This window comes from Stieleria neptunia (genome assembly GCF_007754155.1).
In the GTDB taxonomy this organism is placed as follows: Bacteria; Planctomycetota; Planctomycetia; order Pirellulales; family Pirellulaceae; genus Stieleria; species Stieleria neptunia.
Genome location: NZ_CP037423.1, coordinates 2,887,067 through 2,904,517 on the forward strand (window position 1 = coordinate 2,887,067; position 17,451 = coordinate 2,904,517).

General features: G+C 54.9%; 9 protein-coding genes. 5 read left to right on the plus strand and 4 right to left on the minus strand.

The window, feature by feature from the left end; all coding sequences use genetic code 11:
• Positions 1 to 18 precede the first annotated feature (18 nt).
• Together Enr13x_RS10200 and Enr13x_RS10205 are read right to left on the minus strand one after the other, a co-directional pair.
• Positions 19 to 2,232: a polysaccharide biosynthesis tyrosine autokinase gene (locus tag Enr13x_RS10200; RefSeq protein WP_145385965.1), complete on the minus strand. Its 2,214-nt coding sequence runs from the start codon at positions 2,230 to 2,232 to the stop codon at positions 19 to 21.
• A gap of 133 nt (positions 2,233 to 2,365) precedes the next feature.
• The gene (locus tag Enr13x_RS10205; protein WP_145385966.1) at positions 2,366 to 3,277 is read right to left on the minus strand and encodes an exosortase/archaeosortase family protein; all 912 of its coding nucleotides are present in this window, start codon (positions 3,275 to 3,277) and stop codon (positions 2,366 to 2,368) included.
• Between the two features lie 450 nt (positions 3,278 to 3,727).
• On the opposite strand from Enr13x_RS10205, the gene Enr13x_RS10210 reads away from it, so the two are divergent.
• Positions 3,728 to 4,090: a hypothetical protein gene (locus tag Enr13x_RS10210; RefSeq protein ID WP_145385967.1), complete on the plus strand. Its 363-nt coding sequence runs from the start codon at positions 3,728 to 3,730 to the stop codon at positions 4,088 to 4,090.
• 240 nt (positions 4,091 to 4,330) lie between these two features.
• Positions 4,331 to 8,623, plus strand: coding sequence for a tetratricopeptide repeat protein (locus Enr13x_RS10215; protein WP_145385968.1), 4,293 nt, complete (start codon positions 4,331 to 4,333; stop codon positions 8,621 to 8,623).
• A gap of 317 nt (positions 8,624 to 8,940) precedes the next feature.
• Here the strand turns inward: Enr13x_RS10215 and Enr13x_RS10220 are convergent, their stop codons facing one another.
• Entirely contained in the window at positions 8,941 to 10,086 is a 1,146-nt protein-coding gene (locus tag Enr13x_RS10220) for a DegT/DnrJ/EryC1/StrS family aminotransferase (protein ID WP_145385969.1), read from the minus strand.
• A gap of 367 nt (positions 10,087 to 10,453) precedes the next feature.
• On the opposite strand from Enr13x_RS10220, the gene Enr13x_RS10225 reads away from it, so the two are divergent.
• Positions 10,454 to 11,737 (plus strand): polysaccharide biosynthesis/export family protein, encoded by a 1,284-nt coding sequence (locus Enr13x_RS10225; RefSeq protein ID WP_145385970.1) that lies wholly within the window; start codon positions 10,454 to 10,456, stop codon positions 11,735 to 11,737.
• A gap of 784 nt (positions 11,738 to 12,521) precedes the next feature.
• On the opposite strand, the gene Enr13x_RS10230 is transcribed toward Enr13x_RS10225, so the two are convergent.
• Positions 12,522 to 13,109 (minus strand): peroxiredoxin-like family protein, encoded by a 588-nt coding sequence (locus tag Enr13x_RS10230; RefSeq protein ID WP_145385971.1) that lies wholly within the window; start codon positions 13,107 to 13,109, stop codon positions 12,522 to 12,524.
• 289 nt (positions 13,110 to 13,398) lie between these two features.
• Here Enr13x_RS10230 and Enr13x_RS10235 point away from each other — a divergent pair, with 289 nt between their 5' ends.
• Positions 13,399 to 14,679: a DUF1552 domain-containing protein gene (locus tag Enr13x_RS10235; RefSeq protein ID WP_145385972.1), complete on the plus strand. Its 1,281-nt coding sequence runs from the start codon at positions 13,399 to 13,401 to the stop codon at positions 14,677 to 14,679.
• Positions 14,672 to 17,329, plus strand: a complete 2,658-nt coding sequence (locus tag Enr13x_RS10240; RefSeq protein WP_145385973.1) for a DUF1592 domain-containing protein — start codon at positions 14,672 to 14,674, stop codon at positions 17,327 to 17,329. Before Enr13x_RS10235 ends, Enr13x_RS10240 begins: the two co-directional genes overlap by 8 nt.
• Positions 17,330 to 17,451: the final 122 nt, after the last annotated feature.

Genomic DNA, 17,451 nt, shown 5'->3' on the forward strand with positions numbered 1-17,451 from the left:
TCTTGGGGACGAATACGGCTATGGTTTGGAGGTGAAAATCGCGTCATCAACGGGATTGCTGCATTTTTCCGTGACCACCGCACCCGAAACCTGGTGGCTCAACGCCGGAAGCACCTGCAGCGCTTTTTTCATGTTTGCCGTCCGGCTAAAGTCGCGGCGGACGGCGAAGATGATTTGGTCGACATGGGGACAGAGGTATCCGATGTCAGCCGACGAGAGCACAGGGCTGGTGTCGATTACAATCACATCCGCGAGAGACCGGAGTTCTTTCAGCAACGGTTCGGCTTTATCCTCCACCAATGCCTTGATCGCACTCGGGCAGCAATCTCCGGAGGTGAGAACGCTGAGGCCTTCGGTCTTTGTCTCCCGAATCGCATCCGCCAACGCAAGGTCTCCGCGGAGAACTTCGCAGATGCCGACCGACGAATCCGCCTGGTAAATCCGGTGCAGGCCCGGTCGCCGAAGATCGAAGTCACAAAGAATGACTCTCCGCGTGCGATGTGCCAAATGGGTGGCCAGTTGGCTTGCCAGTGTTGTTTTGCCTTCGCCTCGAACCGCACTGGTCACCATATAAATCTGGGTCCCATCAGTGGACTCGGGAAGGGTGGGATGCGACAGACGCGAGGAAATGCGTTTGACGGATTCATTCAGACGGAGCTGCCAGATTCGGGATCGCTTGTCTTTGGTATCGTTTATCCGACGTAACACACCGTTGGGAATGATCGGGACCGTCCCCAAGACGTCGAGCCCTGTTTTGCTAGATAGACTCGTCGATGAGTTGACCTTGCCTCCCAACAAGTCGACCAGAAGCAACACGGTCAGGGGGACGAATAGGCTCATGACACCCGACGCGCCGGCGAGCACCGCGCGCTTCGTCACGTCGGCCGGATCCATTTCCTCAGCCTTTCGCAGGACTTCGACCCGCGGTCGCGACTGCAGTTCGACTTTCAGTTCTTCACGTTGCTTGGCGATGCTCTGCAGTACCGCGTCGACTTGCTCGATCTCGCCTCGCATCATCTCCACATCGATCGACTGATTCCCGACGCTCTTGAATTCACTCATCAGACGTGCTTCGTCCGCTGCCAATGTTTCCTTCAGCTGATCGAGCACTCGGATCTCGGCATTGATTTGGTTGATGCGGTCGGCAATCTGTTGTTTTCGAATCGTCTCACGAGCCTTGTATCGAAGCGGCGCAAAGGCGAGTAGCTCTTGTTCGATCTGCCCACGTCGCTCCTTCATTTCGGTGGCAATCTGTGATTGAACTCTTTCAAATGGCGATCCGACCTCTGATTTAAATGCCGAATCCGCGTCCGCCTGCAGGCGAAAGGTGGTCACTTTGTCTCGGACGAGTGAGTTGTAAATGCTGTCTCGAGCAATCGCCGCATCAATTTCCGCCTCGGTCGGCATGATGTTTTCTTGTTCCAAGTCGATGTCGTTTCCTTTCGACGCGACTTCTAATGACCGCAATTCGGCGTCGATGGTCCAGCGATTCGCTTGCAGTTCGATTTGCTGAGTGCGGACAAAGCTGAGTTCCTGAACAAGCAGTTGCTGTCTCATCGACAGTGTCTTTTCGTCGCCGGTACCGAGTTGATCTGCCAAGCGTTTTAGCTCGTTGCGTTTGCGGCGAGATTCCGCTTGTTTTTCATTGAAGACGGCTTCGATCCCGGCGAGTCGACGTTGGCGCGTGTCACGTTCACGGTTGACGACTTCGACCAGATAGGCGTCGACGGTCGCGTTGACAATTTCAACCGGGTTCGCGTCTTTGCTTGCGACCGTTGAAATGGTCATGATTTCTGTGTTGGCCGGAGTGTCGACGCGTACGTTTCTTGCCATCCAGTCGATCGGGCGTTCCATTCGCAGAACAGAGGAGTCTTGCATGTTCCGGAGTGCGGCCGTCATCACCAGCCTCGTCCGCACGAGTTCCTTTTGGGTCCCCTGGAAGATTTCGAATTCGGTGCCTTCGCTTTCGCCGAATACCAAGCTGTTTTCTTGTGACGACAATCGCAGCAGGGAGGATGCCCGATAGGTTGGCACCTGAGACATGAAAACGGCCACCGCCACAACGATCGCCAAGGGGGCCCCGACGATTGCCCCCGCCAATCCTCTCCGCCGCAACCCGTGCAGAAGATCCATCGGGTCGAGATCTGCTCCGCCAGCCGATGCTTGCCCTTGGTTTTCGCTGGGCAAATGATCGGTTTCGAGCGACCCACTTTTTGGTGCGATAGCAATCATGTCTCTCTCTGTTCAGTCAGCGACCGATTGATTCGGACTCGATGCAAACGAACTGCCGCATCCCGGTAGCGTTAGGGCCGGTTGGTTCATTCCGGCGCGTCACCACGGAAAATTCCTGCTCACGATTCACTTGCTAAACCGAACCCAACGCAAGTGGACGGTCTTCGACCGCCGCGGGGAAAACGGCTGCGGTGGCGCGAATCGCGATCAGTGTCATCCCGGCGGCAAGCGGAAGCATGAGCAACCCGAAAAAGTCGTGGAAAACCGCTTCGGCAAGCTCGTGTGACGAGTATTGATACAGCAATCCGGTTGCGACAATTCGAATGATGTTCGACAGGACTGCCGCGGGAATCGCAATCAGGATGGCCGCGACTCGTTCTGGGACTTCATCAAGCAACATCGCCGCCCCCACGCTGACGGCCAGGAACAGTACCGTTGAACGCAACCCCGAACACGCTTCTTCAACGCCGAGTTCGGTATTCGTCAACACGATGACATTGCCGAATGCAGCGGCGGGAACCCCAAGCGTCTGAAGCAAGAAAGTGCTTGCGATCGTGGCCACACGCTGCAACGCCAGATTCCCCCAACTGGCCATGAAATCGGGGATCGGGATCATGAACGGCAAGATCGCAATCGAAGGCCACAACCACGCGAACAACGACTTACCACCGACCAGAAAGACAATCCCGGAGATACAAACGGGGATCGACAGTGGCCCCAACAGTGGGTCCGTCATGTATGCCGACAAACACCGCATCATCACAGCAACAACCATCAGTGCCGTTCCAACGACTGCATTCCCTTTCAAAGGACCGCCCGCGACCATTGCACGTCGGCGCCAGGCGAGAAACAACGAAAACGGGATCACCAAAAATCCATGGATATAATCTTGATTCCCCCACCAACGTCCCGCGAGTCGACCAAGATCGTTGCCGTATGTCCACAACAATGCGGAACCAACAACGGCCATGCACAGCCAGGGGACATATGACTGATTGGATGACGAGGCATTGGTGCCTGACGGGCGGTCAAGAGTTTGTGACATGATGTTTTATGTGCAAGAGAGCAACATGAAGTGGAGGCGTCGACATAGCTTCGCTAGCGTCGGTGACAGGTCTTGTCCCGACGGTTGGCTACCGACAATCCAGACGGAGAACGCATCGATCATTCGATCCGCAGTGAGGTGAGAGATCCCGTTTCCGTGTTTCGCGGCGTACGATAGACATCCCGATTTCATCGTGAAACCCATCCGTGAAACTATTAACGCCTTTGACATCGGCTCTTCATTTGGCTTCTGATCGATCTACCTATTGCGAGGGAGCGACAGAGGTTGTGTCAGCTACAATGCGTGCAACTCGCAAAAATTCGATGAATCGGATCAACTGTCCGTGAATTTGTCTGGCGCCAATTTCAGAAACCAGAAATCCAGACTCATCTGCGTGCTTTGAATGGCCGATCTACGAACAGAGACTGTACCGGGAGACGTGATATCAACATGAAGCGCTATACATTTCTGTTTTCGATCATCGTATGCGTGGCCCTTTGCAGTTCTGCGGCGGCTCAGAATGGGATTCCCATTGGACCTGCCGGAACCTATTCCACAACACCCACGCTGAGCCCCTATTTGGACCTGTTCCGCAGCAGCTCCAGCCCGTTGCCGAACTACCAGCAATTTGTTCGGCCCCAGCTCCAGTTGCGTCAGACGCTTCAATTGCAGAACAGAGCTCTGCAACAGCAGGAACGGGCGATACGTTCACTCGGCCGACGCAGCCAGACGCTCGCTTCACCAAGCGGAATCACAAAGCGTGCAGGCACGTTTCTCAACTACTCAAGGTTCTATCCGACGCTGCAGCGATAACAGCGGAGTAGTCTTCCGGCAATCTTGTCGAGAACTTCAATGTCCGCGCGACGTCGTAATTCTTAAGGCCGATCGCGTGTTCGGTGATGGCGTAGTTCTACGCAACCCTTTCGATTCTTGACGGTTCATTTCCGTCACGTTAGCGTGCCCAGTGTATTTCTCATTGGCACTCGTGCAGCCCTACGATGATGTCTTCGTCAGATATCACGTTGGGCTTCGAAAGGTTTAGGCAGCCGTACGATGAACCGAACGATCAACGGAAAGCTCTTACTGATTTTGTCATCTATCTCCGTGGTTTGCATTGGAGCACTGTATGGCATCAATGCTCTCCAATCGGGACGCACCGCAAGACTTTTTCTCGAAGAGGGACGAAGTGCCTTTGAAGAGGAGGACTACGAACGCGCATTGCGAAGCTACCGCTCGCATCTGAAGCTGGACGCGGATTCCATTGATGGCAGATCCGAATTCGGTGATCTGCTATACAAAATCGGGGAGTTTTCTGGGGCACTGAGTGAGTTTGAACATCTGCTCCGGTTGGACGCGGAAGACAATGTTTCTCGTCGAATGGCCGCGGAGTGCTCGATTCGCGTGGGGCGATTCTCAGATGCAAGAGACCACCTTGAACACTTGCTAGCCGACCAGTCCGACGCGGAATTGCATGACTGGATGGCACAATGCCAAGTCTTTGCCCGAGAGTTTTCCGAGGCCAAGGATTCCTTGCGGCAAGCGATTGAACAGTCCCCTGACCGCATCGAATCTTACACTCGCCTGGCAATCCTGCATCGTGAAGCTTTTGACGCCCCGGAGGCTGCCAGTGCGACCGTCCTGGAAATGACCGACGCCAATCCGAACAGCACTGAAGCATTTTTCGCCCGATCCCAATTCGTTTTTTCCGACGCGGTTCGAGCCGGAAAGTCGGGGGACGCTGAATCGGCCAAACAACTGTTCTCCGAATCGATCGATCATGCAACACGGGCAATTCAGATTTCCCCGGACAATCTCGAGGCTCACTTGTTGATCGTGCGGGCCGCCTCCACTCTGGACGACCATGACCTTGCACGCAAGCACGCGGAATCCGCGATTCAGATTAATCCTTCCGCTCCAACGCCTTTCCTCCTGCTCGCCGAAATCGCTTCACGTCAAGACCGAATCGATCTCGCGATCGAAGAGCTTTCCCGGGGGATCGAAGCAGTCTCGCCCGACAACCCGCGACGAGCAAACTTGATTGCCGGTCTCGCCACAATCTACTTGGAGTCGGAACGTGATGACGACGCGGAACAAACCATAGCAATTTTGGAGTCGAGTCAATTGGACCCGGCGATGGCGAAATACCTGAGGGGACGATTGGATCTTCGTCAAGAGAAATGGGATCAAGCAATCAATCAGCTTGAATCCGTGCGATTGGCATTTGTCGAACGCCCCGAAATGATGCGAGCTGTCGATTTCTTTCTGGGCGAAGCGTATCGAAACAAGGGTTCCTTCGGCCAAGCCATCACGGCGTATCAAAGTTCGATCACCCTTGACCCCACCTGGGCACCTCCACAATTGGCACTCGTTGGCGTCCTCGAGTATACCGGCAAGTACGACGAAGCCTTCCAGCAGCTACAGAAACTGGTGAAATCAAACAACGCACCGGATGAAGGGTTGCTCGCACTTGCTCAGCGGTCGGTGCAACGCAATCTGCGTTTACCCCCGCATGAACGCGATTGGTCAGTAACGGCAGAAATTATCGATCAAGCTGAGCAACGGTTTCCCGACAGACCGGAAGTTGCGATCCTTCGTGCCGAAGTACTAGGGGCACGCGGCGAAACGGGAAAAGCAGCTGAATTGCTGAGCCGATCGATAGACGATGGAGGAAGCGAGGCGAGCGAAGATCAACGCCCAATCTATTTTGCGCGTTTGAACCTCGCACTGGGAGAGAATGATTTCAACCGTGCCCAACAGCTATTGGACGAAGCGTCACAACGGCTTGGCAAACTGCCGGACATTACCGTGGCCCAGGCATCGCTCTTTATACTGCGAGATGGGGAAAATGCGATTCCGTTGGTTCGGCAGCTGATCAAGGAGTCGACAGACTTTTCCGATGAAGACCAGTTTGCGATACGGCACTCGATCGGTCAACTTGCTGCATCCAACGGTCTGTCCGACTTTGCCAAAGAGGTGGCAGATCACCTACAAGCATCCCACCCCCAGGACGCGCGCACTTGGTCGTTGTCCATTGCACTCTCGCTTTTGACACACGAAGAATCGAGCCTTGCCGACGAACTGGACCGGCTCAAGGCAATCACAGGCGAATCCGCCTACTGGCATTTCGGCCAAGCAAATTTGGCTTGGCTTCGATCGGATAACGAGGGCACCGAAAATCGCGACAAAGCAATTGCACATCTGAATCAGGCAAAGAGGCTACGGCCGAATTGGTCGCCTCCCTACCTGCTGGAATCCCAATTCTTTGCCGCAGCCGGCGATGATGACAACGCCCTCGAGGCATTGTTGAAGGCAATTGAACTAGGTGAGCGGTCTCCCAAGATCATCCGAAACGCGACATCGTTACTGTTTGAAAAGAAACAGTTCGCGAAAGCGGACGAGTTGCTCCGCTTACTCGATCTAAATGAGTTCTCAACAATCCAGGGACTCGGACGAACCGCGTCCTACATTTCGGCCGGTCAGAACGATCTTGTTCGAGGTATCGAACTGGCGCGGATTGCAGCGAAGTCATCCGACCAATTCGAAGACCACCTTTGGCACGGTCAACTGGCGTCCAAACTCTACAGCCAGTCGCGTCAGAACGGACAGAACGATCAAGCGGCCTTATTTCTGGACGAAGCCAAGTCTGCCTTCGAGCGTGCGACGGAGATTTCCCCACAATCCCCAGGCACCTGGATACAGCGGATTCGCTTCCTCGTCGACCAGAAACAAGAACAAGATCTCATCCAGATCGTGTCCGATGCGACGAGTTCGATCCGTCCGGAAGAGAATGAGTTTGCGAAAGCTCAAATTTTGGCGATTCTTGGGAAGACGAAAGAGGCCGCTCTGACCTTCGAACGGGCGCTTGACCGAGGGCCCATCGACGAGGAAAAACTTCGAACCGCAATTGCATTCTACTTTCGTCACCAGGCGTCCGCACTCGCGCAAAAACGCCTCGAACAGTTGATGTCGATCGATCCGCTATCGGCAGACGCACAGTCGTGGTGCAATCGACATCTCGCAATGTTGTCGATCCTTCGAGCAACGCAGGGGGATGTTCTCCAAGCATTGGCCTTGGCGAACAAAAACCTCACCGATTCGCCGAACAGTGTCGCGGACCTTCGTGTCAAAGCTGCGGCAACCGCCATGCTTTCTGGAGCGGACTCCATCGGGAAAGCGATCGAGATTTGGGAGTCCATTTCGCGACACCCCGACGCCCGGCCCGATGATCACTACCAGCTTGCACGACTTTACCGACGTACAAGCCAATGGGAGAAAGCTTCGGATCAACTCCGTCAAGCGATCGCTGGCATGGCCGGGCAGGAGGACGCAAGCAGGTACATCGCTGAATATGTCACCTGGCTGATGGAACGCGATGAGTTGGCATCGGCGGATCAATGGCTCTCTCGGCTAGAAGAGACCGGACAATCTCAAGAGATGACTCTGCCGCTAAAAGCGCAGTTGTTCACTCGGCAAGGCAAACATCCACAAGCGTTGAAACTTGTGAACCACTTTGTCGGCGGTGACGCCGAACGCGGCATCGATCGCCTGAGAAACGCTGCCAGTTTGGCTCAATCACTGTCGCGTCTTGTTGATCCCTCTGATCTACCCCAATATCAAAAACTTGAAGTCGAGTTGTTGCAGCAAGCATCGGATAGGGATTCTCGCTATCGGTTTTTGCTCGTCCAAGCGATGGCGAGCCACGACAAGACGGACGAGGCAATCGAACTGGTGCTCCGCGACGATTTTTTGAAAGAAGACCTTGCATTCGCCATTCCGGTCATTGACCACCTCCTCAACTCTGGGAAGTTGTCTACCGAACAAATCGATAGGCTCGGCACGGTTGTGCAAGACATGGAACAGCAATTCGGAGAGAGTCTCCATACGCTGGGTTTATCCGCATCGCTTGAAAAGGCGAAAGGTGAGATGCAAAAGGCAGAGACGATTTATCGCAGCATCATCCGGCAAGATGAAGGCAACGTGGTCGCATTGAACAATTTGGCCGTTTTGCTGAGTGAAGAATCAAGAACGCTCGACGAGGCCGCGGAGTTGTCTGACAAGACGATTGAAATTGCGGGCCGCAATCCGGCACTGCTCGATACACGAGCAGTGATTGCGATCGCCTCAGGCGAAGGCGCCAAAGCGATTGACCTGTTGGCCGAAGCATTGCAGCAGCATCACGATCCCCCGGCAATCTTCTCCTTTCACCAAGCCGTCGCCTACCTCAAAGCTGGCAACACCGAAGCAGCAATCCGATGCTTCAAGAAGGCCTTGCAAGATCAACTCGACACCACAAGACTGGGGAAACAAGAGCAGAGCTGGTATGCAAAGCTGAGAGAGTTCAGCTAGTGCTTCGTCAACTTTTATTCTTAGGGTACCGCGGAAAAGGGGTCAGGTACCAAAAATGCGAAGCACCCTGCGGGCCATTTGGTTTTTGGTACCTGACCCCTTTTCCGCTCGACAAACGCAGGCTCGAAAATTGAAAGCTGACAAAGCACTAGTGCAACACCCTGATAAATCGTGAGGGAAATCAGCCTGCAGGACGATTGGGGCAATCGTCCTGCAGGTAGTTGGGGGCGATTGCTCAGCTTTTCGCCACAACGCCAAGATTTCGCAAAACGAATGGACGGCAATTTTCCAACCTTGTTCGCACCGATCTGGATGGGTTAACGAACTGTCCCGGAAACGACGAGGCGTTCGATGACGCCGGCAATGCGTTCAAGTTGGGAATCCATTAGGCTTGAACCGCTCGGTAAACAAAGCCCGCGTTCGAAGATGAGATCGGCAACGGATCCTCCCTCAACCTCCATCCCCGCAAAAACGGGCTGTAGGTGCATTGGCTTCCAGCAAGGGCGTGACTCGATTTGTTCGGCGTCCAAGGCGATTCGGATCTCGTCGCGGGAAACCCCGAGTCGTGCTCGATCGACAAGGATGCAGGTCAGCCAACAACTTGAAACTCCCTCTTCCGATTCTGGAATCAACTCAATCCCCGGAGCGCTCGCAAATCGGCGGTTGTACCATTGATAAATCTCTCGTCGACGGGCGATGCGTGCATCCAATGAAAGTAATTGTCCACGCCCGATTGCGGCAAGCAAATTGCTCATTCGATAATTGAAACCGATCTCGGAATGTTCATAGTGCGGTGCGTCGTCGCGTGCCTGTGTTGCCCAGTGGCGAGCTTTTTCAGCCCAGTAGGGATTGTCTGTCACCAGCATGCCGCCGCTGCTGATGGTCATCATCTTGTTGCCGTTGAACGAGAAACAGCCGATATCGCCCAGCGTTCCGGCATTGCAACCCCGGTAGGTTGCCCCCAGTGATTCAGCAGCGTCTTCGATCAGTGTCACTTTGAATTCGTGGCAAAGTTCACGGATGGGGTCATAGTGAGCGCACTGACCAAAGACGTCCACGACCACAATTGCTTTCGGGCTCCGTCCTTGGTTTCGAAGTCGCTCCAACGCGATTCTCAACAAATCGGGGTTCATGTTCCAGCTGGTCAACTCGCTGTCAACAAACAGTGGTTCCGCCCCGGTGTAGCAGACGGCATTGGCGGGCGCGACGAACGTCATTGTTGAAACGGGCACCACGTCGCCTGGGCCGACGCCGGTCAGTTTCAGTGCAAGGTGTAGCGCGGCGGTTCCGGAGCTCACAGCAACGGCATGTTTTGCTCCGACGTAATCAGCAAATTCGTTTTCAAACGCCGACAGGTCCGGGCCGACCGGAGCGATCCAGTTTGACTCGTAGGCGCGGACAAGAAAGTCCCGCGCCTCCGGGGCCATATGTGGTGGCGAAAGGAAAATTCGATCCGTATTCATTGCCCGACCTTTGACCGCAAATCGTTGGAAAATGAAAAGTATGGATGGATCGGGCAGTTTCGACGAGGGAGCACCGACAATGTTGTCGCCTTGTCATCGAAGTTTCATCGTTTTCAGGCCAACTGCTCACTCGGCGATTTACAAGTTGGCGCTCGCTGCTTCGTTGGGCATTGGAAACCGGACAGAGCACGACCTGTGTTAAGAAACTGTTATCAACCGTGACAATCTGTATCGAATAAGCAGCCTGCCAGCATAGCGTCGTCTGTGACAGCGAATTCCATCGGATTGTTTGATCTGTATGGTTTGTTCCGATAGGTCCGCATGAACCACCCGATCCGAATTGCGCAGTTCTTCCACGGAACCTAGAATGGATTCCCCTTGCACCAATCACATCCGTTACGCAAGCCTTCTGCTCTGCCTGTTTTGCTGCGGCTGTACGACGTTCCACACACGTCACGATGCGATCGCCGCACTGAAACCAGTCGATGCACCGCGAGAGTTATGCAAGGCGAACCTACCGGAGTACCGAATTGAACCGCCGGACATTTTGGGGATTGAGGTGGTGCGGACGGTCCCCAAGTCGACGTATCGATTGAAGACCACCGATGTCTTGCGTGTTCGCGTTTCTCGCGATTCCATCGACAGGCTCGTCATCGGTGACCTGTTATCGATTCGTGTTCCGGGAGCTCCAGCCCTGTCGCCGGTCGATGGAAATTTTCTCATCCAGCCTGACGGCTCGGTAAGTCTGGGAACGCCGTACGGCTCCGTTGTTGTCAGTGGAGTCAGCTTGGAAGAGGCAGGGCATAAGATCGAGCAGGCCCTCTCGACGCACCTCGTCGCTCCGAAAACGTTCATCGGACTGGCGCAAGCGGCGACGCCGATCGACCAAGAGTACAGCATCGAGATTGACGGCGCGATCGACTTTGGAAGCCCCTACGGACAGGTCCAACTCGATGGTCTGACGCTGGCTGAAGCAAAACAAAGGTTGACGCAGAAATTTGCCAACCACTTTGCTAACCCGTCCGTCGGCATCAATTTGATCCAAGCGAGTTCGCTGCAGCAGGTCGTCGGTGAGCACCTCGTCGGGCCAGACGGCCGCATTACACTGGGGATCTACGGGTCCGTCAACGTCTCCGGATATACCCTTGAACAAGCCAGCGCGGCAATTGAGGCAAGTTTGTCAACCGTTTTGGACAAACCAGAGGTCGCGTTGTCCGTGCTGTCATACAACAGCAAGATCTTCTACGTCATTACCCAAGGGCCAGGTATCGGCGATGCCGTTTATCGTTATCCGATTACCGGAAACGAAACCGTGCTGGATGCACTGTCATTGATCCAGGGCGTCCCTCAGGGGTCGAGCAACGAGATGTGGATCGCGCGTCCCACGGGGCAACCTGGAAAGCATCAGCTGTTGCCGATCGAATGGGAAGAATTGACCGCCCTTGCCGAAACCAATACGAATTATCAACTCATGCCCGGCGACCGGTTGTACATCCAACGCGATCCCTTCGTCACCTTCGATACACGATTGGCGAAATTCATCAGCCCGATCGAGCGTGTGTTCGGGATTAGCATCCTTAGCGCCGAAACCGCGACTCGCTTGTCCGGCAAAGTTCTCTCTGGCGGCGGAAACCCAAGAACACAGTTCTAACCTGCCGCCCGACGTTCAATCACAGCGAACTCCTTTCCACCGATCCATTCGTTCACGCCGAAATACCTATGAAGACTACCTTCATCGTTCGATCCTGCTCTACAATGGGGCTCTCTGTGATGCTGATCTGCTCAGGCTGTGTCTTGACACCTGAGCGAATCCTTCCGAAACCGGGAGCGTTCACCAATCCAACTCACGGCAAGATTTGTTATCCCAAACACTTCCACGGGTACGAGCTGACGTCCTGGAACTCGTTGGACTCATTCGGCCCCGTCATGATGGCTCGATGCCATACCTGCAATTGCCTCTCATGCAATTGTCTCCCAACGGGATGCGTCGCAGCCTATCCGACGACAACTGATCAATCTGTCGAAGATGTTTCAACCACCGACATGCCGTTGCGGCAGTCTGGTGACTCAATGATTACGATTGCCGTTGAAAATGCATCTGAATTGCCCGGACCCGCACACGAAACCAACAACGAATTTCGTGCGGCGCTGAAACACTATTCCGAGTAGTGCCAACGACCTGGAGTGACGAAGAGATTGCTCGGCGCTGGTTGCGTTTGTTCCCCCGACGCACGAACAACGGCGGCCCTTCCGCGATGCCGACCAAGCCTGAGATTGACATGGTTGTCAATTTTGGGTCGGCATCGGACTCACCAATAGGAGCGAATTCGGGGTCGCAAGCGAATCGGATGGATGAGTCCGGTCGAGATTGACGAGCAGCATGACGCAGCGGGTCTGGTCGTGGAATCGAGTGGCCGCAGGGCGAGCAAGGTTGTCTATGGCAGGTTGGCGACCACGGTGGCCACGTCAGCACGGTCTCCGTGCGAGACCACGGTCTTGCCAAAAACGAGCTTCTGATCTTGATCGACCACGAAGGTTGACGGATAAGCTGTCTCACGCGGAGCGTCCCAGCGAAGCCCCCAAGCATTTGTGAATTTGAAACCTGGATCCAAGACGAAATGGTAGTTGTCCGGAAATGACTTGCTTCCGATGAATTGCTTTGCATGTTCATCAAGCTGATTCGCCTCGCCTGGATAAACCATGACCACTTGGACCTCCGACAGCGCCGACTTCTTACTCAAAAATTCCCCCACTTGGCGGTTGCAAATTGGGCACTGTTTTCCGTACCAACCCCGCAGAACGAGGATCACGACGGGCGACTCCTCTGTCAGTTTCGTCAGCGTGACCTTTTCACCTTTCAGATCCATCAGCTCAAAATCCGGGGCAAGTTCACCGACCTTCGGTGGATGCGGTGGCTCTTTGCCTGGGGTTACTTGACGACGCCGCTGTGCCTGAGCGGTTGACGAAAAGGCGATGGTTGTGAAAAGCAGCAGTAGTCCGAAGGTGGCGCAACGGTTCTTCATGGATCGTCTCTACGTGAAGGGAGGAGTTTCGTCTTTGGAGTGAATGTCCAAAGCGGAGAAATGTACGCCGATCAGTCTCAGAAAAATGACGTACCCCATTTTAACCCGCAGTCGACACGGAAGTGTCGCTTCAGGTTTGATCGTTGATCCTTAGCTTCGTTCACCGCCCCTGATCGGCATCGTTGGCAATCCTGTTTGTTTGGCGTCAGAGGCCGGTTAGAATGCTGTGATGCCACGGTCACCGTGAGCTGACCAAGCGATCGAGAGTTTCCACGCCCTGAGCCATCCCATGAGACGACGTCATTTTCTTCGCAGCAGCAGCGCCCTGATCACGCTGCCTTTCCTGGAATCGTTGGGATTCCAACGTTTCGCGTCGGCCGCCCCTGTTGTTGCGCCACCGAAGCGAATGATTTTCCTGGGCTTCGGTTGGGGAGTGACACGAGAGAGCTGGTTTCCCGATGTCGCGACAACGGGAGCGGACTACGATCTGCCCAAAGGGCTTGCTCCGTTGCAGCGACACAAGAAAGATTTTTCCATCATCCAGGGGTTGGAGAATCAATTTTCAAACGAAGCTCACTGGGGCAGTACGTTCTATCTGACCGGAGCCAATCGCTATGCCGTCCCGGGACAAAGTTTTAGCAACAGCATTTCGGCGGACCAAGTAGCGGCCGAGCAACTGGGAACGGACACACGGTACACCTCGGTGCAGTTGTGCGGTGCCGATAACGACGGCCACGGACCAGGCCAGTCTCTGGCGTGGAATCGGCAGGGCAAACCGGTGGCGGGATGGAACAATCCGGTGGTGGCGTTCCATCGATTGTTCTCCGACGACAGCACTCCCCTGGAGCAACGCCAAGCGATGCTGAAACAGCGACGCAGTGTTCTCGACGCGGTGCTGATCGAGGCGAGATCGGTCCGACGTGGACTGAGCAAGACGGACACCGAGAAGTTGAGTGAATATTTCCAATCGATCCGCGATATCGAAACTCGGATCGCCAAAGAGGAGCAGTGGCTCGATGTGCCCAAGAAACAGGCTGCCCATCCGATCGATGAACCACGTGGAGAAATCGAAGGGTACCAGGAGGTCAAAGTGATGTACGACCTGTTGGTCGCCGCCCTACAAGTCGATGCGACCCGCGTGATCACCTATCGCCAGCCCGGCGGAACCACGTTTCTGCAAAGTCTGGGGGCAACGCTTAGCGGCCACAACATGAGTCATTATGCGCCCGGAATGAGGCAGGAAGTCTCCGAGTTGCGCGACCGCAAACAATCCGAATTGCTCGCCGGACTGATCGATAAATTGAAAGCAACCAAAGAAGCCGACGGAACATCGTTGTTTGACCATGTGTCACTCAGTTACGGAAGCAATATCAACAGCATTCACTACCTGACCAATTGTCCCACTCTGGTCGCCGGTGGCGGGGCCGGAATCAAACTCGGACAGCATCTTGTCAAAGCGGACGGAACGCCACTGTGCAATCTGTGGCTGACGTTGCTGCAGGGAATCGGATTGGATGTTCCGTCGCACGGCGACAGCCAGGGCGTGATCAAGGAGTTGGTCAATGCGTGAGCCACAGCGCGTTGTGGACAACACGACAAAACCGCAGGGAGTCATCGTCCCGCGATCGAACATAAATGGTTTGCTCGTTGCGTTTCTGCTTGCGGTGTTTTCCCAGCCATCGTTGGACGGGATTGCCGGCGCAGAAGATTCACCGCGTGTTGTCATGCCGAATCATCATGGTGCGTTTTTTCAAAAGTATTGCCTGGACTGCCATGATGCTCAATCAGCCGAGGGCAACGTCGATTTGGAAACACTGTCCTTTGATCTTGGCACCCTTCAGTCGGCCGAGCAGTGGCAAAAGATTCTCAATGCGCTCAATTCAGGGGAGATGCCACCGGAGGATGAACGGCAAGCCACCGACGAAGACAAAACCGCGTTTCTGGAGACGCTGTCAAAGCAACTTGTCGCCGCGCGACGACTTCTGGCCGACACCGGCGGCCAGATCACCATGCGGCGTCTGAATCGACGTGAATATGAAAACTCGATCGAAGTTCTGCTGGGGATCAAGGTCGATGCAGGCGATCTGCCCGACGATGCAAACCCCGGTGGATTCGATACGGCAGGTGGATCGCTCTTTTTCTCCAGTGATCAATTCGAGCAATATTTAAAGCTCGCGCGCACTGCTCTCGACCAAGCAATCGTGACGAGCCCGAAACCCAAAATTCAAACCCGGCGAATCGAAGTTGAAAATGAATCGAACAGGCGAGTCCAAAGACTGTATCGATATCATGAAAAGGGCTTTGAAAGGTGGGAAGAATGGCAAGCCAGCGGTGGGAAATCCCCAACCGAGTTCGGGTTTGCTGATGACAATGAGGCCGCGTTTCGCAAACTGGGATGGGATCGGAACGGAGCGGACTTTGCCCATTACTTGGCCCGAGAGGAAACACAGCACGGTGCTCTACTGACCGTGAACGAGCCGAATCCGCAAGTCGGACTCGTGATTCCCGATGAAGCGCCGCCCGGCCAATACCGGATTCGCGCACGGATCGGTGTGCTGGGCGATCCCGATCCCTCGCGAACATTCATTGAGATCGGGTTTCGTGGCGAACGAATTGATTCGTCGATCGACTTGATCGCATGTCGAAAGGTGAATGCACCGATCAGCGATCCGGAGATTGTCGAGGTTTTGGTCGATATCCCGATCCTGAAGAAACCTCTGACCGTTGATGTTGGTGTCAACACGGGGAAACGGGTCGACATTGGAGAACGTGTCATCGCGCTGCGCCAACGGATGCCCAACGTGTTCAAAACGGGCTTCGCCCTGCGACGCGATTCAATCGCAAAAACGGGGGCTAACATTGAACCCGCGTTGTGGATCGACTGGGTGGAATGGGAAGGCCCGATGATTCAACAATGGCCGCCCGCATCCACCCAAGCGATCTTCTTTGACGATGTGGATCGTGCCAAAGACGCAGATTACGCACGAGCCATCATCGAGCGATTCGCAAAACGCGCGTTCCGTATCAAAGAGGCGGACCCGGAGTTTGTTGATCGCTTGACGGGAATGTGCTCCAGCGAGATGGACAGTGGCAAGCGTTTTGAAGAAGCGATCAAGCTGCCGTTGTCACTGGTGCTTGCGTCGCCCGGTTTTCTGTATCTGCGGGAGCCTGCGAGCGATCCGGTACCCCGAGACCTGAGCGGTGAAGAACTTGCGGTTCGGTTGTCTTACTTCCTGTGGAGTTCGCCGCCCGATGACGAACTTCTCGCCGCCGCCCGAGCGGGCGAGCTGACGACCGCGGCCGGATTGGCTCGCCAGACCAGTCGTCTGCTCGACGATGAACGTGCCATGGAATTTGTCTCCGGATTCACCCATCAGTGGTTGCAGATGGAGCGTCTCGATTTTTTTCAATTTAACCCCAAACTCTACCCCGAGTTTGATGCCTCCGTGAAATTAGCCACTCGACAAGAAGTCTATGCGACGATTGGTAATCTGATCCGCAGCCACGGGCCGATTGGCGAGCTTTTAAAATCCGACACGATCCTGATCAACGACCTGTTGGCCGACTACTACGGCATCAGCGACGTTCACGGCCCGGCGTTTCGCGAGGTCACGGTTCCCGACGGCATGCCGCGTGGCGGTCTGTTGGGAATGGCCGCGATCCTCGCCATGGGCAGCGACGGAGAACGCTCCTCTCCGGTAGAACGAGGTGCCTGGGTGATGCGAAAGCTGCTGCATGATCCACCGCCCCCAGCGCCGGCCAACGTGCCCCAACTCAGTCGCCTCGCCGGCGAATCCTTACCCGCTCGTCAACTGTTGGAAGCCCACATGGAAGAATCGCAGTGCGCCCAGTGCCATCGCAAAATTGACCCCATCGGTTATGGGCTGGAACATTTCAATGCGGTCGGGCTGTGGCGAAAAACGGAACAGGTCATGGTGCGTCGAAAAGCCAAGGAGTATCCCATCGATGACGCCGGAACGTTGCCCGACGGGACAGAATTCCAAGGCTTTTTTGAACTGCGTGATCGCATCGCCGAGCGTGAAGCGATGTTTGCCCGCGGCTTCGTCGAGAACCTGATTGAGTACGCTCTTGGCCGTCCCTATGGATTCACCGACCAGGATCTTTCTGATGCCATCCTCACCCACGGTGAACAGAACGGCCGAACCTTAAACACCTATCTTCACGCGTTGGTTCAATCGAAAGCCTTTCAGCAGAAATGAAAACAATCTAGCGGCAGAAGCCACACGCTGCGGCCAAAGCAAGGAGAAGGGGCAGCGACATTCTTGTCGTTCGGCCCTCCGGTTCTCCCGGGGCGGACGAAATTCTTGACGAATTTCGCTAC

What these genes read in the sequence shown, in the direction of transcription:
- Enr13x_RS10200 (WP_145385965.1), bottom strand. Translation starts at nt 2,232, where the DNA reads ATGATTGCTATCGCACCAAAAAGTGGGTCGCTCGAAACCGATCATTTG.
- Enr13x_RS10205 (WP_145385966.1), bottom strand. Translation starts at nt 3,277, where the DNA reads ATGTCACAAACTCTTGACCGCCCGTCAGGCACCAATGCCTCGTCATCC.
- Enr13x_RS10210 (WP_145385967.1), top strand. Translation starts at nt 3,728, where the DNA reads ATGAAGCGCTATACATTTCTGTTTTCGATCATCGTATGCGTGGCCCTT.
- Enr13x_RS10215 (WP_145385968.1), top strand. Translation starts at nt 4,331, where the DNA reads ATGAACCGAACGATCAACGGAAAGCTCTTACTGATTTTGTCATCTATC.
- Enr13x_RS10220 (WP_145385969.1), bottom strand. Translation starts at nt 10,086, where the DNA reads ATGAATACGGATCGAATTTTCCTTTCGCCACCACATATGGCCCCGGAG.
- Enr13x_RS10225 (WP_145385970.1), top strand. Translation starts at nt 10,454, where the DNA reads ATGGATTCCCCTTGCACCAATCACATCCGTTACGCAAGCCTTCTGCTC.
- Enr13x_RS10230 (WP_145385971.1), bottom strand. Translation starts at nt 13,109, where the DNA reads ATGAAGAACCGTTGCGCCACCTTCGGACTACTGCTGCTTTTCACAACC.
- Enr13x_RS10235 (WP_145385972.1), top strand. Translation starts at nt 13,399, where the DNA reads ATGAGACGACGTCATTTTCTTCGCAGCAGCAGCGCCCTGATCACGCTG.
- Enr13x_RS10240 (WP_145385973.1), top strand. Translation starts at nt 14,672, where the DNA reads ATGCGTGAGCCACAGCGCGTTGTGGACAACACGACAAAACCGCAGGGA.